Origin of the sequence: Micromonospora sp. CB01531, assembly GCF_001905095.1 — a bacterium.
In the GTDB taxonomy this organism is placed as follows: Bacteria; Actinomycetota; Actinomycetes; order Mycobacteriales; family Micromonosporaceae; genus Micromonospora.
In genome coordinates this window covers 78748-102038 of sequence record NZ_LWLS01000127.1, presented here as the reverse complement: position 1 = coordinate 102038, position 23291 = coordinate 78748, and the positions used below count along the sequence as shown (strand labels likewise).

General features: G+C 67.9%; 29 protein-coding genes. 3 read left to right on the top strand and 26 right to left on the bottom strand.

The window, feature by feature from the left end; genetic code table 11:
- The 7 genes from A6A27_RS38395 to A6A27_RS38370 all read right to left on the bottom strand — a co-directional run bounded on the left by A6A27_RS38395 (position 1) and on the right by A6A27_RS38370 (position 3578).
- Positions 1-777 (bottom strand): AAA family ATPase, encoded by a 777-nt coding sequence (locus A6A27_RS38395; RefSeq protein WP_274534627.1) that lies wholly within the window; start codon positions 775-777, stop codon positions 1-3.
- A gap of 87 nt (positions 778-864) precedes the next feature.
- The gene (locus A6A27_RS38390) at positions 865-1302 is read right to left on the bottom strand and encodes a hypothetical protein (protein WP_073839563.1); all 438 of its coding nucleotides are present in this window, start codon (positions 1300-1302) and stop codon (positions 865-867) included.
- 64 nt (positions 1303-1366) lie between these two features.
- Entirely contained in the window at positions 1367-1630 is a 264-nt protein-coding gene (locus A6A27_RS38385; protein WP_073839562.1) for a hypothetical protein, read from the bottom strand.
- Positions 1631-1645: 15 nt separating this feature from the next.
- Positions 1646-1816, bottom strand: coding sequence for a hypothetical protein (locus A6A27_RS44670; protein WP_158074135.1), 171 nt, complete (start codon positions 1814-1816; stop codon positions 1646-1648).
- Positions 1813-2307, bottom strand: coding sequence for a hypothetical protein (locus A6A27_RS38380; protein WP_198940631.1), 495 nt, complete (start codon positions 2305-2307; stop codon positions 1813-1815). Before A6A27_RS38380 ends, A6A27_RS44670 begins: the two co-directional genes overlap by 4 nt.
- 60 nt (positions 2308-2367) lie before the next feature.
- Positions 2368-3351, bottom strand: a complete 984-nt coding sequence (locus A6A27_RS38375; protein WP_241825652.1) for a hypothetical protein — start codon at positions 3349-3351, stop codon at positions 2368-2370.
- Positions 3348-3578: a hypothetical protein gene (locus tag A6A27_RS38370; RefSeq protein WP_073839561.1), complete on the bottom strand. Its 231-nt coding sequence runs from the start codon at positions 3576-3578 to the stop codon at positions 3348-3350. The genes A6A27_RS38375 and A6A27_RS38370 overlap by 4 nt, the downstream gene beginning before the upstream one ends.
- A 310-nt stretch (positions 3579-3888) precedes the next feature.
- Between A6A27_RS38370 and A6A27_RS38365 the strand changes: the two genes are divergently transcribed.
- Together A6A27_RS38365 and A6A27_RS45430 are read left to right on the top strand one after the other, a co-directional pair.
- Positions 3889-4248: a helix-turn-helix domain-containing protein gene (locus A6A27_RS38365; RefSeq protein WP_083673197.1), complete on the top strand. Its 360-nt coding sequence runs from the start codon at positions 3889-3891 to the stop codon at positions 4246-4248.
- 161 nt (positions 4249-4409) lie between these two features.
- Positions 4410-5762 carry a hypothetical protein gene (locus A6A27_RS45430; protein WP_073839560.1) on the top strand — a complete coding sequence of 451 codons (1353 nt, stop codon included), beginning with the start codon at positions 4410-4412 and terminating at the stop codon, positions 5760-5762.
- A 42-nt stretch (positions 5763-5804) separates the two neighbouring features.
- Here the strand turns inward: A6A27_RS45430 and A6A27_RS38355 are convergent, their stop codons facing one another.
- Positions 5805-6263 (bottom strand): hypothetical protein, encoded by a 459-nt coding sequence (locus A6A27_RS38355; protein WP_073839559.1) that lies wholly within the window; start codon positions 6261-6263, stop codon positions 5805-5807.
- Positions 6264-6395: 132 nt separating this feature from the next.
- Here A6A27_RS38355 and A6A27_RS38350 point away from each other — a divergent pair, with 132 nt between their 5' ends.
- On the top strand, positions 6396-6620 hold the full coding sequence (locus tag A6A27_RS38350; RefSeq protein WP_073839558.1) for a hypothetical protein: 225 nt from the start codon (positions 6396-6398) through the stop codon (positions 6618-6620).
- Positions 6621-6677: 57 nt separating this feature from the next.
- Here A6A27_RS38350 and A6A27_RS38345 read toward each other — a convergent pair whose 3' ends face one another.
- The 18 genes from A6A27_RS38345 to A6A27_RS38260 form a co-directional block, all read right to left on the bottom strand.
- Entirely contained in the window at positions 6678-7100 is a 423-nt protein-coding gene (locus tag A6A27_RS38345) for a hypothetical protein (protein ID WP_143194403.1), read from the bottom strand.
- Positions 7097-7369 carry a thioredoxin family protein gene (locus A6A27_RS38340; RefSeq protein WP_073839556.1) on the bottom strand — a complete coding sequence of 91 codons (273 nt, stop codon included), beginning with the start codon at positions 7367-7369 and terminating at the stop codon, positions 7097-7099. Before A6A27_RS38340 ends, A6A27_RS38345 begins: the two co-directional genes overlap by 4 nt.
- On the bottom strand, positions 7366-8379 hold the full coding sequence (locus A6A27_RS38335; protein ID WP_143194402.1) for a peptidoglycan-binding domain-containing protein: 1014 nt from the start codon (positions 8377-8379) through the stop codon (positions 7366-7368). Before A6A27_RS38335 ends, A6A27_RS38340 begins: the two co-directional genes overlap by 4 nt.
- A complete protein-coding gene (locus A6A27_RS38330) occupies positions 8376-8798 on the bottom strand; it encodes a deoxycytidylate deaminase (protein WP_073839554.1) in 423 nt (140 codons plus the stop codon). Before A6A27_RS38330 ends, A6A27_RS38335 begins: the two co-directional genes overlap by 4 nt.
- A complete protein-coding gene (locus tag A6A27_RS38325; protein WP_241825651.1) occupies positions 8795-9130 on the bottom strand; it encodes a DUF2746 domain-containing protein in 336 nt (111 codons plus the stop codon). Before A6A27_RS38325 ends, A6A27_RS38330 begins: the two co-directional genes overlap by 4 nt.
- A complete protein-coding gene (locus A6A27_RS38320) occupies positions 9127-10473 on the bottom strand; it encodes a fibronectin type III domain-containing protein (RefSeq protein WP_073839553.1) in 1347 nt (448 codons plus the stop codon). The genes A6A27_RS38325 and A6A27_RS38320 overlap by 4 nt, the downstream gene beginning before the upstream one ends.
- Positions 10474-10483: 10 nt before the next feature.
- The gene (locus A6A27_RS38315; protein WP_073839552.1) at positions 10484-11170 is read right to left on the bottom strand and encodes a hypothetical protein; all 687 of its coding nucleotides are present in this window, start codon (positions 11168-11170) and stop codon (positions 10484-10486) included.
- Between the two features lie 70 nt (positions 11171-11240).
- The gene (locus A6A27_RS38310) at positions 11241-13412 is read right to left on the bottom strand and encodes a siphovirus ReqiPepy6 Gp37-like family protein (RefSeq protein ID WP_073839551.1); all 2172 of its coding nucleotides are present in this window, start codon (positions 13410-13412) and stop codon (positions 11241-11243) included.
- Between the two features lie 18 nt (positions 13413-13430).
- The gene (locus tag A6A27_RS45425; RefSeq protein ID WP_073839550.1) at positions 13431-15506 is read right to left on the bottom strand and encodes a phage tail domain-containing protein; all 2076 of its coding nucleotides are present in this window, start codon (positions 15504-15506) and stop codon (positions 13431-13433) included.
- On the bottom strand, positions 15506-18961 hold the full coding sequence (locus A6A27_RS38300; protein WP_073839549.1) for a hypothetical protein: 3456 nt from the start codon (positions 18959-18961) through the stop codon (positions 15506-15508). Before A6A27_RS38300 ends, A6A27_RS45425 begins: the two co-directional genes overlap by 1 nt.
- 2 nt (positions 18962-18963) lie before the next feature.
- Positions 18964-19236, bottom strand: coding sequence for a hypothetical protein (locus A6A27_RS38295; protein WP_073839548.1), 273 nt, complete (start codon positions 19234-19236; stop codon positions 18964-18966).
- A 98-nt stretch (positions 19237-19334) separates the two neighbouring features.
- Positions 19335-19679, bottom strand: a complete 345-nt coding sequence (locus tag A6A27_RS38290) for a phage tail assembly protein (protein WP_073839547.1) — start codon at positions 19677-19679, stop codon at positions 19335-19337.
- Between the two features lie 115 nt (positions 19680-19794).
- On the bottom strand, positions 19795-20352 hold the full coding sequence (locus A6A27_RS38285) for a phage tail tube protein (protein ID WP_241825650.1): 558 nt from the start codon (positions 20350-20352) through the stop codon (positions 19795-19797).
- A gap of 73 nt (positions 20353-20425) precedes the next feature.
- Complete coding sequence (locus A6A27_RS38280) at positions 20426-20917, bottom strand: hypothetical protein (protein ID WP_073839546.1); 492 nt, start codon at positions 20915-20917, stop codon at positions 20426-20428.
- Positions 20917-21381 carry a hypothetical protein gene (locus A6A27_RS38275; RefSeq protein WP_073839545.1) on the bottom strand — a complete coding sequence of 155 codons (465 nt, stop codon included), beginning with the start codon at positions 21379-21381 and terminating at the stop codon, positions 20917-20919. The genes A6A27_RS38280 and A6A27_RS38275 overlap by 1 nt, the downstream gene beginning before the upstream one ends.
- On the bottom strand, positions 21381-21710 hold the full coding sequence (locus A6A27_RS38270) for a phage head-tail adapter protein (protein WP_073839544.1): 330 nt from the start codon (positions 21708-21710) through the stop codon (positions 21381-21383). Before A6A27_RS38270 ends, A6A27_RS38275 begins: the two co-directional genes overlap by 1 nt.
- 2 nt (positions 21711-21712) lie before the next feature.
- The gene (locus tag A6A27_RS38265; RefSeq protein ID WP_073839543.1) at positions 21713-22171 is read right to left on the bottom strand and encodes a hypothetical protein; all 459 of its coding nucleotides are present in this window, start codon (positions 22169-22171) and stop codon (positions 21713-21715) included.
- A gap of 74 nt (positions 22172-22245) precedes the next feature.
- Positions 22246-23280, bottom strand: coding sequence for a hypothetical protein (locus A6A27_RS38260; protein WP_073839542.1), 1035 nt, complete (start codon positions 23278-23280; stop codon positions 22246-22248).
- Positions 23281-23291: the final 11 nt, after the last annotated feature.

Sequence of the window (23291 nt, the reverse complement as noted above, 5' to 3'; positions counted from 1 at the left end):
TTACACGACCTCCAGAGAACGAGCACGGTGGGACGGGGGAGTGGAGTGGAAGCGGGTCAGCTCGGGCTCGCAGTACATGACCGCGTACTTTCGGGCCGTCGGATCGGATGGGCCCATGCGCTGCTTGATCGTGGCGACCCGGTACTCCATCGTGTTCGGGTCGAGCGCCACGGACAGCGACAGCTCAGGCTTCTCCGACAGGCCGCCCTTCACCTGGTCGCGAGACGGTGGCGCCCACGGGTCGCTCTTGGCTTCCCAGGACTTGTCGCTCGCGTGGTGAAGGATGATCGTCGTGGCCCCGGTGTTGCGGGCCAGCTCGGTGGACATCGACATCACCGACATCTGCTCGGTGTAGTCCGACTCGGCACCGTCGAAGTCCATGAGGTTGTCGAAGACAATGACCTCGGGGTACCGGTCGTGCAGCTCGATGTATGCCTCCAGCTCCTCGTCGACCGCCTGCCAGTTGATAGGCGAGCCGAAGCTGAAGGTGATGCGGTTGTCGGCCAGGGCGTCGAGGTACTTCTGCCGATACCTGCCGCCCATCGCCATGCCCTTCTCGACCACCTCGGTGGTGTCGCCGGTCGCCATGCTGGCGAGCCGGGAGCTGGCGGTGAACGCGCTCATGTCGGCGCTGAAGTACAGGGTGGGCAGGTTCATCTGCGCCACCCAGAACAGGGCGAAGCCCGACTTCTGCGTGCCGGAACGACCGGCCACCATGATGACCTCCCCGTGCCGGGGGCGGCATCCACGCGCATACAGCGCCTCGAATGCCGCCACCCGGGGAAGTTCACGACCGGACTCGGCGTGCAGTGCCAGGGACCTACCAGCGGTCAGCAACTGCTACAGCCTCCTCGGGTTGGTGGTTCAGTCGAACGACGGCGCGTCAGCGACGGCCGCGGTGATGGCCGCCTCGCGCTGCTGGTAGTAGCCCGCGACCTGGCCCTCGGTGGTCGGGTCGACCGGCCGGAACACGTAGCCCGAGCCGCCGGCGGTCGGGGTCTTGCGGACCACGCCGAGGAAGGGCTGGCCGATGCTGTCCTCCAGGTCGGAGCAGAGCATGGCGTGGGCGACCTTCACGTTCTTGAGGACGGCGGTCGGCTGCCCCTTCTCCAGGGACTCCAGCGTGCCGAAGACGGTGATGTCCGCCATCACCTCGTCACGGGTGGAGGTACGACCCTGGTAGGTGTGCGGCCGGTTCTTGGCGATCGACTTGGCCTCCACCAGGAGGGCGAGGTCGTTCATGTGGTCGCCCGGCTTGAAGAAGGACGAACCACCGGTCGGCTTGGCGAACTGGAAAGACACTGTTGACTGCTCCTCTGGTCTTGCTGTCACTTACACGTGCGGGAAGAAGGAAGGGCGGGCAGGGTCAGGCGACGAGAGCCCGGATCTTGCTGGCCGCCTCGGCGTTGCGGATGCACTCGTCGTCGGCGGCGAGGGCCAGGTCGTTGAGCCGCTCAGCCTCGGCGAGGGCGGCGTCGCGGATCTGGGCCTGCTCGTGGGCGGCGTTCTCCAGGTCGGAGGCGGCGGCCTCGAAGGCGTTACGGGCGAAGGCAGCGGTCGCGGCAGCCGCGTTGACGCGCTCCTCCAGGGAGGGCTGGGCGGGGGCGACGGTGTCCTTGAACAGGGCCACGGGTTGGTTCCTCTCTCAGTGCTTGTAGAACGTGACGCAGCGGGCAGGCAGCTCGCTGGCCTTCTGGTGTGCGAACACGAAGCTGTCGCACGGAGCGTTGTAGTGCGCCCAGATGCCGACACCCACGGCCATCAGGACCAGCAGGGCGACGACGATGGCGGCGGTGTCCTTGTGCCGCTGCCTCACCTGGCCGCGCCCTGGAGCTGCTTGCCCTTGGCCTTCCAGGCGTCCATGACCGCCTTGTCCTCGAAGGCGGACTGGTTCTCAGCCCACAGTCGCTGGAGATCGGCGACCGACGTGGTGCCCTCGATCAGGGCGAACAGCGGGTTGACCTCGGGCTCGGCAGGCTTGGCGCCCTGGACAGCCTGGGCCGCCCGGCCAGCCTCAGCCCACACGTCACCCGACGGGGCCTTCGCCTGCTGGGCCGGCCGGATGACCGTGGCCCCGAAGGTGGAGGCCAGGGTGCCCTTGGCCGTCGCCAGGTTGCGGGCCGTGGCAACCACCGCCGACAGGCTCACTCCCGCCACGCTGTCGCGGTCGATGTCGAAGTACTCGACGATGTCCTCGCGGATCTCGTGGGGCATTCCGGCGAAGGTGACCCAGGGGTCGTCGTAGTCCCGGCCGTACTTGATGGTGACCTGGACACCCCGCGCCTTGGGCTCGCTCGCGATGCTCACTGTTGGTGTCTCCCCTCTCGCTCTTGCTCAAACTTACAGGTGCTGGTCGAGCGGCTCTTACTACTGCGCCGTGTCTGCGCTCACACTTACACGAGGATCGAACGGGAACATGACCTTCTTCTTGCTGCGCAGCCCCCGGACAACCTTCGCCGCCTGCACGCCCTCCCAGCCAGCGCGCAGGTCGATCCAGTAGACGGTGCACACCCCGCTGCCCGCAGGCAGGTGGATGATCAGGCCCCAGTCCTGGTTCACGTCCGGCAGCTCGGTGTACGCCGCAGCCGCCTCCTCGGCGGTGAACTCAGTCTTGCGCCACGCCTGCCACGCCTTCTCCCCGTCGACCTCGCGGTCCGGCGCAGGGAACTTGGTGTGGTCGTAGAACTTGCCCCGGCTGTAGTCCGCGAGCTGCATGGCCATCTTGAGCGCGCCGTACTCCACCGACCCGGTCTTGAGGTCGGTGATGAGGTTGCCCTTGATGTGGATGCGCTCGCCGTCGACAACCGGGCCGGGCCCGTCGTAGAACGAGACGCGGTCCGGCGTACCGGCCGTGGACGTCTCGTCGACCACGACCAGGCGCTCGATGTGCACGACGTCCAGGTCCACGGTGGCCAGCTTGTAGGCCGCCATGTCGACGAGGTCCGCCTCGCTGCACAGGGGCAGGGGCTCGCCTCGGTCGACGTACTCGGACAGGTCGTGCAGGTGCGTACCCTTGTCGGCCTTGTCCTTGGACCCGGCCACGATCGACGCCTTCTCGGCGATGCCGTCCAGTTTCTTCTTGTCGGCCTTGTCGTTCGGGTCCAGGCCCTGCACCGCGTTGAGGATGGTCGGCTGCTTCGCGGCCCCGACCAGCACCATGCGCTTGCCGTACCGCTCCAGGTTGGACTTGTCCTCGATGCAGTCGATGAAGGTCGTGACCCGCGTGTACGGCTTGGGCTTGCCGCCCCCGTACGGGACGACCAGCGGAGAGCCATGGCCGTCACGCGGGACCTTGTCGCCCGCCTTCACCTTCGGGTCGACCGCCTTGGGTCGAGCGAACGTGACGGTCACACAGGCTCCTTCGGGCTCATCCAGATGCGAATCGTTCCGTCGTCCAAGATGCCTGCTTCACACTCCTCCGGGCTGTAGACGTCCATGCCCAGCTCGTGCGCCTGCTTCAGCGCACCCTTCAGCTCGCGGGACTTGTAGCCGGGGCGGGCGTCGATGTGCCAGTCGTGGTTCTCGGGGTCCAGGAAGATGTCGACCTGGCCGATGGTGATGGTGTTGCCGTGTTGCATGTTGCGGACATCCTCTTCCCCAGATCGCTCACCTGTAACTGTGAGCGGAGCCCACACTCTACGCCGAGGTGGGCCGTACCTATTAGTTGGAGCGCGGGCCGGGGTCGCACCCCCTGACCTGCGGCGATCACTGTACGGGGCCGGATGGCCCCCGTCCACATCCGTGGACGCCCCATCCCCAAGACTGGACGAACGGATGACGAAGCGTGATTCAGGTGTCCACGATCGTGGACTACCCGTCCGTCCGCTTGGACGAAAGGCCAGGTCAGCGGCTATGGTCAGGTCGCCCCCGAGCGAACCAGGAGGCGTCATGCCAGAGCACGAGCTGGCTCAGCTCATCGAGAAGAGAAGGAGAGACCACAAGGAGTCTTACGGCGACATCGCCGAGCGCGGCGGCGAGCACCTGTCGAAGTCATACGTGCACAAGCTGGCCACCACCGACCGCCCGCCCATGCCGAAGCCCGAGCAGATCACCGCCCTCGCAGCAGCCCTCGGGGTGCCCGAGGACGTGGTGCTCCGCGCCGCAGAGGCGTCCGCCGGCTACCACGTCTACGAGACCGAGACGCCGGACACAGGCACGCGGATTCTGATCAGCAACATCGAGAAGCTCACCCCCGAGCAGCAGGCTTCCGTCGCCGCGCTCGTCGAGTTCCACCTGCGCAACCTGTGACCGACCGTGATCAACAAGCTTAGTTAACGAAACTTGCGCGGCGACAACTGTTCCTCTTACGATCGCCCGGCAGCGCGCCTGATCAGGCATAACGGCAGCCCCGGTAGGGGAACGGCACCGTTGCCCTCTCCAACCAGCACCTCGCACCAAGGACACGCATAGTGAAGATCGTTCAGGCGCACACCGGGGCCGCAGCCGTGCCGGTTCCGGAGAAGGACGTCGTTCTCATCGACCCCGCGATCGGCCAGTACACCGCGATCGACGCCATCCAGGCGGTTCTCCCGACCCACCGAGAATTGGTGGAGCACTGGGTCGTCACCGCGGGCATCCCGATCCGGCGACCCGAGGCCGTCACCCAGATCATCCCGGCGGTGGCCCGCCAGTACCGCCCGGTGCGCCCGATCGACATCAAGCCAGGTCGGCACCGCGCCGCCAGGCCGCGTCGGCAGCCGGTCAACGTGGCCGCCCTGGGTAGGAGGGCTGGCTCCCTCACAGCCGCCGCCGTGCTTGGCGGCGTCCTGGTCCCGATGTTCGCGGGAGGCACCACCCCGGTGGCCGCCAACCAGGCATGGCACAACCAGGTCTTCAGCGCGATGCAGACCGGCTCGTCCTGGACCTGCGCTGGCCTGGAGGATGCCGACCTCAAGGCGACCTGCATCACCGAGGACGGCACCACGATGCAGGTCGAGGCGTACATGGGGCCGGACTCGGTCCACTTCGTCTTCAGCTACGGCGAGGAGCGCAACGAGGTGAAGGTCTTCGCCGACGCCGGTGCGCACGATCGGTGGGATGTGGGGAACCCCGCTCACCACACCCTCCCCAACTTGGTCGAGGGGGAACGCTGGGTGATCTACGGGACCGACGAGGCGCGCATCAGCCGGTGGGCTGCGCAGTTGGACGACCGGGTGGTCCTGCCGGACGATGTGACGGAGGCGGCCATCGCCCTTGCCCTGCTGCCCGAGCCAGGCACGGAGCCGGTCACCAAGCAGCCGAGGACGGTGAAGGAGCAGTTGCGGGTCAACGTCCAGCGGATCGTTGCTGGCGACCCCACCCTGCCTGCGGCTGTGACCCCACCGATCGGTCCGTCCTCCCCGGACATGCCGCTGCCCGCCCCGCCAGTCCTGTCCGACACCATGCCTGCCGAGCCAGCCCCGAACGCCGAGCCGGTCGAGTCCGCCCCCGTGGAGACCGCGCCCAGTGCGCCGGCCCCCGCGCCAGCCCCGGTTGTGACGGCGCCCGCACCCGCCCCGGTGGAGACCGCGCCTACCAGCAGCCCGGTGGTGACGGCACCGGTCGAGGCGACGGAGCCGACCGCCACGCCGGACCCGCTGACCGACCCGATCGTGGTGCCGCAGGACGAGGCCATCCCGATGGCCGAGGAGACTGCCCTGGCGATCGGCGAGCCGGAGCCGCCGATCTTCGGCCAGTTGATCGCCGAGCTGGCGCACCACAAGGACGTGGTGGTCGAGGGCAACTTCGGGCAGCTCGTCCAGGAGCTGCGGCACGCAGCCTGACCCCAGATACGAGAAGGGCCCCCGGTAATCCGGGGGCCCTTCTCAGTCTGCGCGGCGTCTCTTCGTGGTCTTGCGCTGCGGCACGCGCACCAGGTCGGTGTCTATGCCCTCTCGAGCTGGCACGTAGAAGAAGCCCTCGGGGGTGTCCGGGTCGTAGTGCACGACCAGGTTGTCGTCCTTCAGTCGCTTGAGGAAGTTCTCCAGGCGGACCTTGTCGTCCTCCGGGCCGATCGACTTGCCCGCACGCCGCCGAGCCTCAGCCCGCAGCATCTGGGGCGGGAACAGCCAGCGGTGCTCCTCCTTGATCTCCCAGGGGAGCAGGTCGTCGTTGCGCACGATGCGAGGGTCGATGCCGTGCTTGCGGCGCAGGTTGCCCCAGAGCGAAGGCGCGGTGTCGATGCCGTACTTGCGCTTGTACTCCTCGACGATCCACTTGTAGGTCTTGCCCTCTTCGATCCAGCGAACGGCTTCCTGCTCGTTCACGATCTTCGTGGCAACCATGCCAACCCCCAGGTGTAAGTGTGTCTCGCGATGACACGTGTAAGTATTAGCGACGCCCAGTCCTACTGTCAACTCGCATGATAGCTTTAACCGGACAGCAGGTCATTTCGGTGCGCCGGAGGAGACAACAGGATGGCGAAGGTCAGTGTGACCGTCTGCGACATCTGCGCCGATCGCAGCAAAGAGGCGCAGCGGTACACCATCAGGACCGAGGAGGGCACCGTCAACCTGGACCTCTGCGTCGATGACGCCGCGCCGATCCGGCAGCTCCTCACCAAGGCGAAGAAGGGCCCGCGCAGGCCGCACCGCACGCCGGTCACCACCGTCGAGGAGATCGAGGCCAAGAAGTCCAAGTGACACACCAGAGACAACGATAGGGCCCCACCCGCCATTCCGGCAGGTGGGGCCTCTTCGTTACTGGACGGCGGGGAAGGTCACGGTCTGGGCGTCTTCCGGGTCGACCGCGCCGATGTCCTCGACCGGCAGGCCCAGCTCCTCGTACATGGCGGGCGGCTCGGTCCAGTCCTCGCGGGGCTCAACGATCGCCATGTCGTCAGCGATCGTCTGCTCCTCGACCACGGCCGGGTCGGTCGCGGCCAGCCAGGGCAGGCGCTGCTCGATGACGGCGGCCACGGCCGGGTTGTTCATGACCTTGGTGATCCAGCTCGCGATGGCGACGATGGCCGCGCCAGCGCTGGCCAGGATGGTGTACGTCTCACCGGGCACGACGTCCTTGGCGTGCTCCAGCAGGAGCGGGACGGCGACCAGCATGACCGGGGCGGCGGCCACGACAGTCTGGAACGTGGTGCGGATGCGACGCCTCGTAGCGTCAGTCACTGGGCGATCCCTTCTTCGGCTGCATCCAGCCGGGCACGGAGGTACTGGGGGGAGAGCGGGCCGAACTTGTCGGCGACCTTGCCGGCCTTCAGCACCAGGACGGTCGGGACGGAGGACACCCCGAACTCGTCGACGAGGTGCTTGTTCGGTCCGTCGATGTCGACCTTCAGCAGCTCCAGCCCCCGGGCGTCAGCCTCAGCTGTGAGCCGGGGACCGAACGCCTTGCAGGGGCGGCACCACTGAGCGGAGAAGTAGAGGAGCTGGGTCACTTGCGCAGCGCCTCGACGGTCTTGGGTCCGGCGATCCCGTCCGCCTTGAGCCGGCGGGACTTCTGGAACGCCTTCACCGCGGCCACCGTCCGGCCGCCGAAGACGCCGTCGAGCACCAGCTTGTAGCCCATGCGGGTGAGCAGGCGCTGCAACTCCTTCACGTCGGAGCCGGTCATGCCCTCGCGCAGCACCCGCACGCCGAGGTTGGTCACCAGGGCGCTGAGGGTGTCCGGGCCGACGATGCCGTCGCCCTCCAGCCACCGGGCCTTCTGGAAGTCCTTGACCCCGGCCTCGGTGTGCGAGCCGAACACGCCGTCCTGGGCGACCTTGCGACCGCGCTTGACCAGCAGGGTCTGCATGTTCTTGACGTCGGTGCCCGTCATGCCCTTGCGCAGCACGCGGGAGCCGAGCTTGTAGGACGGCAGGGCCGCCGGCTTGGGAGCGGGCGCCGGGGCCGACTGGACCGGGACGGCCAGCTTGCCGCCGCGAGCCAGGTAGTCGGCCAGCGACTCGCCCTTCAGCACGGAGAGCAGGCACTCCTTGTTGGCCATCGACTCGACGTAGGCGCGCACCTCGGAGCAGTGGATGTGCCATAGGTGGGAGCTGTCGGACGTGGTGTCCTGGTCCTTGCGGAAGTCCCAGCCCTCGACGTGGGTGTCGTTGTCGCACTGGCCGAAGAACTCCCGCCAGCCGTCCAGCCGGGGGTCTTCCGCCTTGCCCGCCGCGTACAGCCGGTCGCTGTACTTCTCGATGGTGCGGTAGTCCCCGCCCTGCGCCGACCGGAAGGTCAGGTCGATGGCAGCCGCCTTGTCGGACGGGCCCTTGCGGTCGTCGGCGTGGATGACGGAGTAGTTGCCGGGCCAGTTCGCGTCGTTCGCGGCGCGGGTGTTGTGGTAGCCCTTCTTGTTGGCGTAGATCCCGCCGAGGGCGATGTCGGGGTCGAGCTGGTCGAGCTGCTCCCACAGCCACCACATCGAGTCATGGATGCGGGCAGGGTTCGGATTCGTCACGAGGGGGTGACCTCCAGGGTCTCGGGGGTGACCACCCGGGCGATCCCGGCGGCGCGGATGATCCGGGCGCAGCCGTCGCACGGCGGGTGGGTGATGTAGAGGACGGCTCCGAGGCAGGCGGCTCGGCCACCCGCGTCGAGGAGCGCGTTGACCTCGGCATGCACGGAGATGCAGGAGCCGGGGCCCGTGTCGTAGGAGGAACCCGGGGGGACGACGTCCGGGCCGAAGCGCCCACGCGGGCACGCGCCAGCGGTCAAGCAGCCAGGCTCGCCGGGCGGGGCACCGTTGTACCCCTGCCCGATCTGCCGGTGGTCTGCGTTGACGATGACCGCCCCGACCTGGCGTCGGGTGCAGTCCGCTCTGGCGGCGACCGCGTGAGCGATGTCGAGGTAGTACTCGTCCCAGTCCTTGCGGATCACCGAGCCATGTACTGGTCGAGGCGGCGCTCGACCTCCAGGCGCTCGGTCCGCTCGTGGCGGATCTCCTCACGCAGCCCGGCGATGTCCCGGCCCTGCCCGTGGATCAACGTCTTCACGTCGTTCAGGCCAGCGAGCACCCTGTCCACGTCGTCGCGCAGGTTGGTGGTGTGCGAGTTGGCGACGTGGTCCCGCACCTCACCGAGGCGCTTGTGCTGCCGACGCAGTATCTCGACGAGCACGCCGATGAGGGCGACGGCGACGCCACCGCCGGCGGTCACCATTGCGGCCTGGACCGGGGCTTCCAGGGCGAGCGTGGTCACAAGGTGTCTCACTTCCAGGTGGTCCCGTTGCCGGACTTGACCTGGGCAAGCACCCACTTGGAGCCGTCGCCGACCCACACGATGGCGTCGACCCATCGCGTGCCGTCGCCCACCTTGACCCCGGAGAGCGTGGTGAACGTGGTGGTCGCGGACCAGCCACCCGTGCCCGCAGAGGTGACTGCGCGGACCCGGAGGTAGTAGGTGGTGCCCGGCAGCAGGCCGGACAGGGAGGTAGACGGGTTGGTGGTGGTCGCCGTCACCGGGGCCGCGAAGGACGAGCTGGTGTCCCGCTGAAGCTCGTAGCCGGTGATGGATGCGCCGCCCGTGTCAGACGGGGCGGACCAGGAGACCGACGCCGAGGTGGCGAGGACGCTGGCGACGCTGGGCTTCGAGGTTGCGCCGGCTGCCGTGGTGTCGGTGGTGAAGGTGCGGGAGGGCGACCAGGCGCCCCAGCCGACCGCGTTGTGCGCCTGCGTGCGGACGTAGAGCACCGCGCCCTTGGGCAGGCCGGTCAGATCCTTGCGGATGTCGGTGCCCGCCGACTCCCAGCTCAGGATCACGTCGGTGAAGGTCGAGTTGCGCGACACCTGACCGGCGATGAGGTCCAGGTCCTTGCCGCCATCGTCAGAGGGGGCGGACCAGGTCACCGACGCCGTGGTGGCCCCGATGCTGCCGACAGTCGGCGCGGTCATCGAGCCGGGCGCCGTGGTGCCGGTCGTGAAGGTGCGGGTACCCGAGTAGGAGCCCCAGCCCGCCGCGTTGTGGGCGTTGACCCTGGCGTAGTACGTGGTGCCCTTCGCCAGGCCGGTCCACGTTCTGGACGTGCCGGTCTGGGTGACGTACGTGCTGCCGGGGAAGGTGGAGCTGGTGGACACCCACAGGCCGTACGAGTCGATGGCTGCGCCGTTGTTGGCTGGCACGGACCACGAGAGCGCGGCGCTGGTCGAGGTGATGCTTGCAGCGGTCGGGGTGGCCGGAGCGGATGGCGGGGAGGCTGGCCTCTTCGGCAGCGTGATCGACCGGGTGTGGCTCGGGGTGCCCCCGTTGTACATGTCCGAGATCGAGGCGGTCCACGTGTAGGTGGGCCCGCCGTCGTAGTCGATCGACGCGCTCATGTCGTGCGAGTAGATGAGCTTCGTCGAGCTGCCGCTCAGGCTGTTGTGGAACGTGCCCGTGCCGCCGCCCGTGCCGGTGACCTTGAAATCCTGGTCGTCGTCGAAGTCCCAGGAGTCCATGCACTGCACGTAGACGCGGAGGGAGACAGCGACCGCCGTGCTGCTCGCGGTCGGGGTAGTGGTCCAGCAGTCGATGCCGACCCGGAGGTGGCCCTCGGTAGAACCCCAGGTGGTAGCCATGTGACCTCCCTCAGCTCGTCGGCTGAATCCAGATGCGGTCGGTGGTCGGCGTGCCGGACGGCGTGGTGGTCGACACCGTCACCGTGTAGCCGTTCCACCGGGTCGAGTTGTCGACCGTGCTGGGGATCAGGTCCGCCCAACCCGTGCCGTTGTGGTACTCCCACTTGCCGGTCGTGGTGTTCAGGCCGAGCCGGGCCTTGCGCGGGGTCTTCGGGCGGGTGGCGGTCGACCAGCAGCCGACTCGCGAACCGAGGAAGGCGCGGTCGTCGGTCACCTTGGTCAGCGCGATGACGCCGACGTTGGGGTCGACCGCGACCAGGCCCAGGGACTCCTCGTAGACGCCGGTGTCGGTCTGGGTCAGCGCCGGGGCGGTGCTGTTCGGCACGCCCTGAAGCACGACCGGGACGATCGAGTTGGCCACCGGGTCGAGCCGGAGGACCACGCGGTCGATGCGCAGGGCAGGACTGGCGGGCTGGATGTCCAGCCGCTCGACGGCGGTGGACTGGCAGGCGTGCCCGCGGAGCAAGGCGAAGCCGGGCTGGAGGAAGACGCCCATGCCGGACGGATCGCCGGACACCTGGAAGCCGGTGCCGCCGTGGGTGTCGGCGATGCCGGAGTCCTGAAGCTCGCGGAACAGCGAGCTGTACTGGATCTCGCTCGTGTCCTGGTTGTCGAAGGGGTAAGACGTGATGGCCACTGGGCGGCTCCTTGAGGACATGCGAAGGACCCCCAGGCCCGAAGGCCCAGGGGTCCGAGGAGGGGGTGGGCTACTCAGCCCAGCGGATGGGGGTGACGCGCAGCATGGGGTAGTTGCATCCGCCCGTGCCGCCACTCATGTACGCCTTGGCCCGGAAGGTGTGCGTACCCACCGCGAGCCGCGCGGTCGCGGAGAAGAACCGCATCTCACCGCCGGCCTGCTCGGAGAGTTGCGCCGCGTAGAGGACGTTGCCCCACATGCCGCCGAACAGATCCTGCGGGTTGGCCCCGTTGTGCGAGATGCCCACACGGATGTTCTGGTTCGCGGGCACGCCCAGCCAGGCACCGAACTCGACCTGCACGATGGCGTCCGCCGGCAGGGTGAGCGTGGACACCAGGTCGTTCGGAAGGTTCGCCCAGGCCGTGGCGGTGATCGAGTTGGTGTTGTTGTACCTGGCGTTCACGGGATCGGGCAGTGCCCACGGACGGACGACCGGGTACCAGGCGCTCCACCCGCCACCGGGGTTGTTCGCGTGGTAGCTGCGCTTCCACATGGCGACGCCCTCGTTGCCGTGGAGAACCTGGGCGACCCGCGAGTTGCCGTCGTGGTTGAACGTGACGACCGTGCCGTAGGCACCGGGGGCCCAGGCCGGGCTGGCGTTCGCAAGCGAGTACAGCGACGTGCCAAGGGGGTACTTGCTCGGCGGGTCGGTCTCGCTGATCGAGTTGGGCGCCACGTTGCGAGCGCCCTCCAGGGTCTTGACCCGGTTGTCGACCAGGGTGAGGTCGTCGGCGACGGCGAGCTTCTTCCACGCCGACCAGCCGTTGACTCTGTTCCCCGACCGAATCCACTGCTCGGGAGTGACCGTGGTTCCCCGCCGGGTCCAGACCTGCGAGGCGTCGTCGCCCGTCCACTTGAGGGTGAGGACCGAGCCCCCCTTGCCAGCGAACGTCGGCCAGCCGGACGTAGCTTCCGCGCTGACCATGTGCAGCAACGACTCGCCGAGCGGGTAACCCTCGGGCGGGGTGCTCTCGGCGAAGAAGGCGATGTCGAGCGGCGTCGCGCCGGGTGCGTTGTTCTCGGCGTTGCGTTCGAGCTGCGCCACCCGGTTCTCGGTGTTGGCCACCCGCTTGCTCATGGCTGCGTCCTGGTCGAAGCCGGCGGGGTCACCGATCAGCGCGCCGGAGCGGAAGCCCTCGCGGTTGACCTTCATCACGTAGCCGGTCACGGTGGAGGCCAGCTCCTGGCCCTCGACCACGACGGTCACGCGGTCGCCCACGTTCCAGTCCCGGCCGAAGTTCATCGGGCTGTCTTCCATCGGGACCGCCTGCACGGCCAGCGTGGAGAAGCCCTCCTCGGACAGCACCTCCATGCCCGCCTGGTCCAGCTCCTCGACCTTGTCGGTCTGGCGCTGGTCGACGAACCGCTCGATCCGTCGACCCCAGTCCTGCTCGGCGGCGAGGGACTCGGGGGTGGTGAGGTGGCGGAACTGCCGGTCGACGCCTTCGTTCTGTCCGGCGACGATGACCTGCGTCGCGCCAGGCGGGGACCAGGCGACCTTGTGGCCGGCGAGCGTGTTGTTGTAGACGTCGAGCCGGATCTCCCGGCTACGGTCGTAGACCTGGTAGGTCTCGAAGGCCAGCTTGTTGCCGCGCTGGATCACTCGGAAGCCGAGGTTGTCGACGGTGGCCAGCTCGTTGAGCAGGTTGCCGAGCACCTTGAACCGGGCGGACTTGGTGACCGACCGGCCGCGACCGAGGTTGGCGCCCATCACGAGGTTCGCCTTGCGGCGTGCGGCCGGTGCGTCCGGGCCGATGTTCGCCTTGACGTAGGCGTGCATCAGCGTCTCGGTCGTGCCGGTCCGCACGTCGTGGGCGAGCTTCTGCTTGGTCGGGTCCAGGTTGCCCGGCTCGGGGAAGGCGAGGTAGTCGCCCAGGATGACAGTGTCATCCACGCCCTCGAAGATGATCGTGCCCGCCGGGTCGGTGGCGGTCGCCTGGTTCTCGTTCTTGACGGTGGGGCCGGAGAACATCTCCTTGCCGTCCGGCCCCACGATCACGATGCCGGAGCCGGGCTGGCGCAGAGCCCCCGCGAGGGGGTGCTCCACGGCCAGGCTCAGCTTCCACGATCCGACGTTGTTGTGGAGGTCGGACAGCTCCAGGTCGAGATCCTCGTGGCGGATCATGCCGAGGCGGGTGAGGTTCTTGTCCCGCACCTCGACGGTGATGTCAGTCAGCTTCACCTTGCTCCAACTTTCACGTCAGACCACCATCCACTTCCGAGGTCGCCATGAGCAGGTGATCGAGGAACGGCCGACGATCTTCGGCACAGAGACCGTCGAGACCGAGGCGTGCGGAGTGCCGGACCAGTCGTAGACGCCGACCGTCTGCGAGTCCGGGGTGTCGCCGTCGAAGTACTCACCCGTGTAGTCGCCCGTGACGACCGCCCAGTAGGCCACGTCGAAGTACCCGTCCACGGTGGCCGGCGCGTCGGGCGGCAGGCTCACGTAGAGGCCGATGCCCGCGTCGAGCGAGCCGTCGTTCAGTGCGGTGAAGGTGACCCGCACGTCCTTCCAGTCGGACCCGATGCTCGGCACAAGGACCGGGTTCATGATCGCCTTGGTCGCCGTGCCGTCCGCGAGCCGGAAGTCCATCGTCCTGGCCGTCCAGCCCGAGAGGCGCACGCGGGCGATGAACGTGTACTTCTGCCCGGCCACCACGTCTGCCCGCGACAGGGCGACGGATCGGGCGACCCGCCAGCCCGGCTTCGGGGTGCCGGGGAGCGTCCGCCAGCGGCCGTACCGGGAACCGGCCGAGCCCTCGGCGTAGCAGTGGGTGTAGGGCTTGTCGGTCGAGGTGGACTGACCGACGGCCAGTGGTGCCAGCCGCTCCGAGCTGGAGGCGTTCGCCGTCCCGGTGAAGCGGTAGGTGTAGATAGTCGAGGGCGAGAAGTTGCCGTCGAAGTAGGTCTCCATCGACGCGGCCTTCTCGATCAGCATCGCGTCCAGGTACATCACATCACCGGAGACGGCGGCACCGTTCGAGGCGGTGGTGTAGCAGGTCACCGTCACGTGGCTGGTGTTCGCCGGGGCGATGCCGCCGTAAGTGCCGATCCGCGTCCAGGTGTTCGCCTTGACCGAGGTCGCCGTACCGAGGACGACGTTCAGCTTGACGTTCGCCGCGTCCTTGAACTCGACGCCGGCCTGCACCGTCATGTCCTTCGACGGGTAGACGTACACCGATCCGTAGATCGGGTCGCCAGCCGCGACGGACCCGGGGAGGGTCGAGCCGTTGCCGCCCCAGCCCTGGAGGTTCGCGTTGCAGGTGACCTTGAGCGAGGAGCTGCCGGACTGCGACTGCTCCGTCGACCGAGCGTTCGAGCCACCGAGAGAGGTCCAGTTCGAGTTGTCGCTGGAGACGCTCGGGTTGGGGTGCAGGTTGGTGCGGGTGACCGTCGTGCCGGACAGGCTCTCGAACCGGGGGTTGGTGACCAGGTTCCTCGTGACCACCGTGCCGCCCTGCACCGTGCCCGCCGAGGTGTTCTCCAGCGAGGCGGTCGCCGTGGTGGTGCCCGGCGGGACGCTCCACAGCCTGGGCGCGGCAGCCATCGCCGAGTAGCGGTTGGCGCCCGTCCCGTCGACCACACTGCCCGTCCGGGTGTCGATCGTCAGGGTCTCGTCGGCCGCCAGCGTGCCGGTCCAGTGGAAGCCCAGGCCGTTGCCCAGGTACGCCTTGAAGTCCTTGCCGGGCCCGTTCACCGTCCACACCGGGTAGGCCGGCGCATCGCCGGGGTTCTCCAGGGTGATCGTGCCGATCGCCTGACTGGCCGAGACCTTCATGCTGGCCAGGCCCTTGAGCAAGCCGCGGCCAGCGCCGGAGTTTTCGATGACCTTCCGGCTGGCCCGCGAGTAGGTCCAGAACGGGTCACCCGCTCGCAGCGTGATGACCGTCTGGAAGTCTCGCTCGCCGATGGTGTCGACGCCGTAGATGTAGTCGCCGCCGCCTACGCGGTAGACCTTGGTCGACCAGTCCGAGCCGTCGGCCTCGACCAGGCGCAGCGTCATCTCGCCGGCCAGCATGACGGCCAGCCGGGACAGCAGCCCCTGAAGGCCGAGCCGGTCCTTGGCGGCGACGTAGATGGGGATGTCAATGTCGCGGGGCAGGACGCGCCGACCTCGGTACGTCGCCCCGTCACCAGCTCCTTCGAGCCACTGGGTGGAGACCTGGGGCAGGCCCAGCCCGGCAACGCCAGACAGGGCCTGCACACCTACGTCCTTGTTCAGGACGTCGTCCAGATTCAGTACATCAGTGGCCGACTCCAGTTGGAGTCTCGGCATTACCACACCATCCTTGCCCGCCCGGCGGCAGCGAACAGGTCTTCCTCGCCGTCGAGCGAGGAGCCAGCCGCGGCGTAGTAGTTGAGTACCTTCACGACAGGCCCCTCAGTGCCGGTCGCCGAGAGGGCGCCGGCGATCTGGTTGGCCATGTTCGGGGTGTTCACCCCGCCGATCTGCGGGCCGTCGACCGTCATCCCGGCGACGTCGCTCGTCAGCCCCCGGAGGGACCGGCGCACGGCGTCGTACTGGGACTCCATCCCTCGGATGAAGCCACCGATGACAAGCTCGCCAGCGCGGACGAGCAGCACCTTGTCCAGCGACTCCGGGCCCTTCCAGTCCGGCAGCATGCTGGTCAGGTTGCCGAGGACGTTCTCGACGTCGCCGAACATGTTGCGGATGCCTCGGATCAGGCCGTTGATGATGTCCTCACCGACGCCGAGGAGCAGGTTGCCCAGGTTGCCCAGGGCGGACAAGATCCGGTTCGGCATGTCTCGGAAGAACTGGATCGCGTTGGTGATCCCGGTGCCGATCGCGGTCTGGATGGCCTGCCACGCGCTGCTCAGGAAGTTCCGCACCGCGTTCCAGCAGGTCGACCAGAGGGTCTGGATCGTGTTCAGGTTGCTGTCCCAGAGGGACCGGACCGCACCCAGCGCGGCGCTGAACGCCGACGAGATGGCCTTCCAGATCCCGCTGAAGAACGACTTGATCCCGTTCCAGACCGACTCCCAGCGGTCGGTGAACATGCTCGACGCCTGGCCCCAGAAGCGCTGGATCTGGTCCCAGATCGTCTTGAAGATGCTGACGATGCCGTCCCAGACGGAGCCCCAGATTTGCTTGATGCCGTTCCAGACGCCTTCCCAGTCGCCCCGGAACAGGGCGGACCAGGTGTTCCAGATCCCCATCACCACGCCGACGACGACCTCGAACACCGTGGCGATCAGCTCGAAGGCGACGATCAGGGTGTTCATCAGCATCTCGGCCACGAACTTGATGGCCGGGCCGAGCATGTCCATGAGGAAGCCGACGACGACCGTCAGGATCTCGATGACCGGCTGAAGCGACTCGGACAGCCGAGTGAACGCGGCGGTCAGCGGAGGCATGGCCGCCGTGACGACCTCGGTGATGATGTCCAGCAGGGGCTGGAGGATCGCCATGACGAGGTTGAACAGCGGCTCGATCAGCGCGGCGATCGGCGGGAGCAGCGCAGCGATCAGCGTGACCAGCGTCGTGAACAGCGGAGTCAGCGCGGTGAGCGCCTGCGTGAGGATGCCGCCCAGCATCTCGATGATCGGCTGGAGTACCGGCAGGAGCGTCTCCAGCGCCGGGATCAGGGCGGACAGGACCGCCGCGATGACCGGCCCCAGGGCCGACAGCACCGCGCCGATGGTCTGCGCCAGCATGCCCAGGACCGGGCCCAGGGTGGAGAAGACCGGCGCGATTGCAGCCACGCCCTCCTTCAGTCCCTGGAACATCGACGACAGGCCGGCGGACAGAGCCGGGTCGGCCAGCGCGGTGGCGACCGCGTCGAGCGCGATGCCCAGCGTTGCGCCGATCGTCGGCAGGACGTTGGAGAAGGTCGTCAGCAGGTTGCTGAGGAATGCCTGCAACGCCGGTCCGGCCCGCTCCCCAATGAGGCTCATCGCCTCACTGGTCGAGCGGAAGAACTCCGCGAGCTGCCCCTGGAAGACCGGGTCCTTCGCCACCTCCGCGACACCGGCGAGGGTCGTGGACAGGCCAGCGAGCGTGCCGCCACCGCCGAGGGTCGCCGCCTCAGTGAGGCTGAGGAAGATCGAGCCGATCGACTTCAGGACGGAGCCGAGCTGCCCGAGGGCAGTGATGCCGTTGTCGACCCACTCCTTCAGCGCCCCGGTCTTCTCCGACTTGGTGAGGAAGTCCGAGAACTGCTTCGTGATGTCGACGAACCACTGCGCCAGCCGGGGAAGGTACTGCGACCCGAGGTCGCCCAGGATGGCGATGATGTTGGCCAGGGAGCCGGTGGAGTTACCGGCGATGTCGATCGACTTGCCGAGGTTGGCGAACATCCCGTCGAGGCGGCCATCAAGCGCGCCCGTCAGGGAGTTGGCGAACTTGCCGAAGAACTCGCCGGTCTTGGTGCCGATCATCGACATGCCAGCGGAGAACTGCGGGAACAGGGTGCGGACCATGTCCCGCATCGGCGTGGCGGCCTTGTCCCAGAAGTTGTCTGAGATGGTCGACTTCAGGTTGTTCCAGTCGGTCTTCAGCTCGGGCACGTACTTGCCGAAGTCCTTGAAGGCGATGCCCGCGGCGAGCGCGCCGAGAGCCATGCCGCCGAGCAGGCCGGGCAGCGCGAGGGCGGCCGGGGCCATGCTGATCAGCGAGCCAGCCAGCGAGAGCACGGAGCCGACCGCGTTGGTCGCAGCCCCGCCCAGGGCGAAGATGCCTGCGGCGATGCCGGCGATCTTCGGGGCAGAGCGGTCCAGGTTGCCCAGGGACTCGCCCAGCTCCTTGACCATGTTGGTCACCACTCGGGCGCCGGACAGCCGGTTGATGGCCGCCGTCGCCGCAGCGAGGGACGCCTCGTTGACCTTGGTGTAGAGGTGAACGAAGCGGTCCCGCGTCAGCAGGGCGAGGGTCTTCCAGGCGTTGGCCCAGAAGGGCATCGAGACATCCGGCTTGATCTGGGCCTTGAGGTCGTCGATCTTGTCCTTGATGTCGTCGATCTGCCGGTTGACCTGCGCCTTGGCGCGCTCGTCCATCTCCGGCGTGATGACGGCCCGCAGGTCTTCGATCTGGTCGAGGTAGCCCTCGATCTCACGCATGACCTTGGTGACCGACGCCTGGTCCAGCTTGGTGTTGATCGGGATCGCCTTGAGCTGGTCGACGATCCGCTGGCGGATGGCGTTGGCCGCCTGGCGGTCGACCTCCACCTGGAGCTGGATCTTCTGGTCCAGCTCGGCCAGCATCTCGTCACGCGCCTTGATCAGCGACGCTCGATCGAGCTTGACGGAGAAGTCGATCTTCTCCATCTCCACGAGCTGCTGGTTGATCTTCGAGATCGCCGACTCAAGCCCGGCCTGCGACTTCTTGTCGATCTTCAGGTCGAGCGTGGCGACCTCGTCCAGGCGCTCCTTGAGCAGGTCAGCCGCAGCGTTCAGGTCGTCGCGGTTGAGGCCCACCTTCAGCTCGGTTGCGTCGAGCTTGTCCAGCTCGGCCTGCACCTGGCGGATGGACCGCATCAGGGACTGCTGGTTGTCCAGGTTGATCTGGAGGGTCAGTTCCTTGAGCTGCTTCTGCGCCTTCTCGCGCGCCGCCTTGACCTGGGTGCCCAGGCCCTTGTCGTCCAGCTCAATCTCGGCCTTGGCGGTAAGGCCCTTCTCGGCCTTCCCCAGTTCTGTCTCAGCCTTCTGGCGGAATCCCGAGGTGTCGGGAAGCACCTTGACCGAGACGCGGCCGATGATCGTGCCTGCTGCCATGCCTACCTCCGTGTGAGCCGGTGGAACAGATCGGCGACGGAGACCGGCTTCTTCTGCTCGGACTCGGCCGCCTTGCGCTTCGGCCGAGGCCAGGCCGGGAGGTCAGGGGCCTTGCCCTTCTTCCAGTTGCCGGTGGCTCGGGTGTTCGCGTTGAGCGCGTCGAAGAGGTCGGCCTGGAGGTGGCGGTCCACGCCCCAGCCGAAGAACTGCCTGCCGCCCGACGCGAGGGCGGAGGTCAGGGAGGTGTCGGGTAGGCCCAGCGCAAGCGCGAGCACAAGCGAAGGGGCCGGACCGCGACCCTCGATCACGTCGACCAGGTCAACCCGGTAGTGGTGAAGGAGGTCGGGGTACAGCCCCTCGCCGTACTCGTCGATCAGGCGTCCGAGCCCGAGGCTTCCCCCGCCTGCGTCCCCTTGACGTAGGACTCGAAGACCTCGGCCAGCAGGGCCAGGTCGCCGTCCAGCGCCTTGATCAGCTTGTCGCCCTTGACCTTGCTCTCGGCGACCAGGCGCAGCGCCTCGGTCAGCATCTCGGCCTGGTCGGCGTCGTCGTCCTTGTCGTTCAGGCGGTCCTGCACCGCCATCAGCGCGTCCCGGTTGGCCTTGGCCAGACGCAGCGGGTTGAGCAGCCGGACGGTCTCGGTGCCAAGCTCGATGTCGAGCGAGCCGTACTTCGCCTCGGCGGCGGCGCGGATGGAGTCAAGGGTGATCGTGGACATGGGGTTGCGGACCTCCAGGTAGGGCGGAAGAAAAGGGGGAGCGGACCAGGGGAGGGGAGGACCCCGCCCGCGATGGGTCCGCTGTCATCGCGGGCGGGGTGGTTCAGCGGGTGCGTCAGCCGGCGGCGGGCGCGTCACCCAGCGGGGTCACCGCGTAGGAGTAGTCGTTGGTGCCGAGCACCATCGGCTTGACGCCGAGGGGCAGACCGGCCAGCGACTCGGTGTCGGACAGCGACATGTCGTCGGCCCGGTACACCTCGGCCTTGGGGGCGTAGAAGGCGAACAGGTTGTCGCCGTCGATGAACACGACCAGGAAGGCGCAGACGGTGGGCACCGGGTCCTGCGGGACGCCGAGCATGCCGTTGGCCAGGGTCGGCGCGTTCGAGCCGTAGAACAGCTTCAGGCCCGGGGTGTCGAACTGCTGGAGAGTGAAGGTCATCGTCTCCTGGCGCGGGCTGTACTTCGTCCGCAGCGACTTGTTCTGGAGCGAGCCCAGGGTCGTCGCCTCACCACCCTCGGAGGTGATGCCGAAGATGTCCTCCAGCGAGGTGTGGCCAACCTTGTCCCACGGGGTGGAGACGGCAGCCAGGTCGGCCGGCAGGTCGGTGCCGACCGGCGCGGTGAAGAAGTTGCCGGACCCAATGACAAGGGTCGCGGCGTCGTTGAGTGCCACGGGGGCGGCTCCTTACGAGGGCATGCCGAAGACCCCACCCACGAGCCGCGGGCAGGGTCAGGGGCGGGGCGGGTTACTGGTAGGGCCGCTGGCGCGGCTTGCGGATGTCGATGCGGTACGCGGTCTCGTACCGCCAGACACCCGTGGGCAGGTCGGCGTACTGGACGGGGCCGGTAGCCGTGGCCCAGTCGGTGGCCCGCCGAGGGGCCGACGTCATGTCGACGCGGATCAGGTGGCCCCGACCGGGCACACTCTTCTGGTTCAGCCAGGCGTCACGCAGGACAACCCGCACCGCCTCGGACAGGATCGCCGCGTCTTCGTCGCCGTTCGGGTCCTGCGCGAAGCAGTGGATGATGACGTCGGCCTGGTCGGTGAATCGCTGGTCGGCCGCCCACTCTCCGAAGTGCGGGACGCGGCGAGGCAGGACCAGGGGGAAGGTCTGGTCGTCGGCGATCAGGCTCTGCACCGGGACGCCGGGCAGGCCCTCGCGCAGGATGGGCAGGAGGAGGTCTTCCACCGGACTCAGCTCGGCGCGCGCCCGGACACTCTGGGGGATACCAGCCACTACGCCTCCTCGTCCTTGCGCCGGCGGAAGCGTTGGACCTGCTCCCAGCGGGTGTAGTTGACCTTGACCCGCCTGCCCTTGACCTTGACCGGCTTGCGGCGCCCCTCCTTGCGGGGGACGTTCAGAGCCCGGTGCAGGATGTAGAGGCCCTCGCTCGCGCCGTACTCGATCTCTCGGACCTCGCCGTCGCTGTACTGCATCTCGTAGGACCCGGCCTGTCGGCCGTACTCGATGGACATGGCGGCCCCCTGGCCGCGCTCGTCGGACAGGGTCAGGTACCAGTCGATGTCGCCGTGGTCGATCTCGATCGCGGCGTCGCCTTCCTGCCTGTTCTCGATCAGGTAGACGTCGGCCTTGGCCTTGGCCGCGAACAGCAGGTCCATCAGGTGGAGCTGCACCGGCTCGAAGTCAGCCATGAACCGCTCGAACTTCTGGCCCTCGACGTAGCGGTAGACCTGCGCCATCAGGGCCGCTCCCGCAGGTCGATCGACCAGTGCCGGGTGTGGCGGCTGCCGTGGTGGTGAGCCGGGGGCGTCACGACGTCCCAGAGCTTGCCGTTCCACTCGACGCGGGACCACAGGTCGACGTCGTCCAGGTCGGCGCTGACCAGCATGCGGACCACGTTGATCTGCTGCTGGCCGGGCACCTCGGCCCGAGCCGACCGCTGAGGGATGAAGACGGCGCGCACCTCGAAGACGGAGTCGGGGTCCGCAGCCTTGATCTTGTTGCCCCGGTTGTCGGTGACCACCTTGGTACGCCAGACCCGGGCCGCCTGGCCGCGCCGTCGCTGCATGCTCACCAGGGGTCCTCGTCATTGGCGAAGTACTGGATCGGCTCGTTGCTCCCCGCGTCGGGGACCAGGCCGGGGGTGTGCTTGCGCTGCGGGCCCCACGCCGAGATGGCCGCGGAGTAGATGCCCGGCCGCTTCCCGGCCAGGGTCTTGAGCAGCGCCTGCTCGTCCTTGGTGAAGTGCACCGTTCCGGCGTTCTCGCCTGCGGCGTCGTTCCAGCCAAGGGTCTCGTCGCCGGCACGCGACTGCGTGTATCCGGCGGGGTTGTCCATGTACCGCTTGCAGGCCCGCAGCACCAGGGTCCGCACCATGCGGGGCGCGGCCCCGGCAGCCCATTCCTTGCCGTAGAAGCAGGCCAGGTCCGAGGCATCCTCCAGGGCGGCCTGCGCGATCCGTTCCTCGTCAGCGTCGAGGGTCCAGTCGAGGCGGTCCTTCAGCTCGTCCAGCGTGGCGAACTCAGCCATGCCGTCCTCCTCACTCACGAGGGAGCGAGCGGGCCACCTCCGAAGAGGCAGCCCGCTCACATTTACACGTCAGGTCAGACGGTCGGGCCGTCAGCGGTGCCACCGATGCCGGTGATCTGGAACAGCTCCTTCTGCTTGGCGTCCGGGCCGTCCGGGTCCGGCAGAACGTCCGCACCGTCGAGCACGAGCTTGATCGCCCGGACGAAGTGGGTGTTCTGCGAGACGAACGCCTGGCCGGCCGCGTCGCGACCCACCAGGACGTCCTCCACGTGGCGGAAGCCCTTGTAGGTGTTGAAGATCGAGCGGTCCTGGAACCGGGTGGAGTCGTAGTCCCGAATCCACCGGATCGCCACGCCGTTGTGCGAGGCGGTCGCGCCGAACGGAACCGACTGCGGAACCGACGGGGCGCCGGTCGCGAAGATGAACGCGGAGTCGACCATGCCGACCGCCATGTCCGGGTCCAGCTCGGCGGCCACGACGAAGTTGAAGCCGTAGCGCCGACCCAGGGTCGCCTCGCGCAGAGCGGAGACGGCCTCGGCCTCACCCACGTTGGAGGCGAGGTTCAGCTTCTCGTCCTCCAGCAGGGCGGCCTCGACGTCGGTGCCGACGAGGATGGTCCGCTGGCCGGCGGGAACGCGCAGGGCGTTCATGACCTTGCGGGCCCGGATCAGGCTGGACTTCAGGTTGGCCGAGTCGAGCTTCAGGGTGATCTCGTACGGGGCGTCGATGAGCGCCTTGGTGGCGCCCCACTCCAGACCCCGACCGATCGCCTCGGTCTGCTTGGTGGCGAGCTTGGCCCAGCCACCCAGGTCCATGTCGTTCTGCTCGTCGGTCAGCTTGACGGCCGAGTAGATGTCGCCACCGAACTGAACGGCAACCGTCCGCTCGGTGTACTCGTCGAACTGGACTTCCTGGGCGCGGTCCGCACGCCAGCCGTAGCTCCGGTACGGCAGCACGCCCTCGACCTTGACGTTGATGGTGTCGTTCTCGGCACCCTTGTACTGGTCGATGCCCTCGCGCCGGAACACGGCCGGAACGATGAGCTGCTCCTCCAGAGCGACCGCCGCGGTGGCGGCGATCTTCTCTGCCTTGACTACCTGGTGCACCACTGTGTCTGCCC

Bases quoted from the DNA above. Each gene is read 5' to 3' on its own strand.
- A6A27_RS38365 (WP_083673197.1), top strand. From the start codon at position 3,889: ATGCCAGAGCACGAGCTGGCTCAGCTCATCGAGAAGAGAAGGAGAGAC.
- A6A27_RS45425 (WP_073839550.1), bottom strand. From the start codon at position 15,506: ATGCCGAGACTCCAACTGGAGTCGGCCACTGATGTACTGAATCTGGAC.
- A6A27_RS38275 (WP_073839545.1), bottom strand. From the start codon at position 21,381: ATGGCGCAGGTCTACCGCTACGTCGAGGGCCAGAAGTTCGAGCGGTTC.
- A6A27_RS38320 (WP_073839553.1), bottom strand. From the start codon at position 10,473: ATGGCTACCACCTGGGGTTCTACCGAGGGCCACCTCCGGGTCGGCATC.
- A6A27_RS38270 (WP_073839544.1), bottom strand. From the start codon at position 21,710: ATGCAGCGACGGCGCGGCCAGGCGGCCCGGGTCTGGCGTACCAAGGTG.
- A6A27_RS38265 (WP_073839543.1), bottom strand. From the start codon at position 22,171: ATGGCTGAGTTCGCCACGCTGGACGAGCTGAAGGACCGCCTCGACTGG.
- A6A27_RS38350 (WP_073839558.1), top strand. From the start codon at position 6,396: ATGGCGAAGGTCAGTGTGACCGTCTGCGACATCTGCGCCGATCGCAGC.
- A6A27_RS38290 (WP_073839547.1), bottom strand. From the start codon at position 19,679: ATGTCCACGATCACCCTTGACTCCATCCGCGCCGCCGCCGAGGCGAAG.
- A6A27_RS38355 (WP_073839559.1), bottom strand. From the start codon at position 6,263: ATGGTTGCCACGAAGATCGTGAACGAGCAGGAAGCCGTTCGCTGGATC.
- A6A27_RS38370 (WP_073839561.1), bottom strand. From the start codon at position 3,578: ATGCAACACGGCAACACCATCACCATCGGCCAGGTCGACATCTTCCTG.
- A6A27_RS38300 (WP_073839549.1), bottom strand. From the start codon at position 18,961: ATGGCAGCAGGCACGATCATCGGCCGCGTCTCGGTCAAGGTGCTTCCC.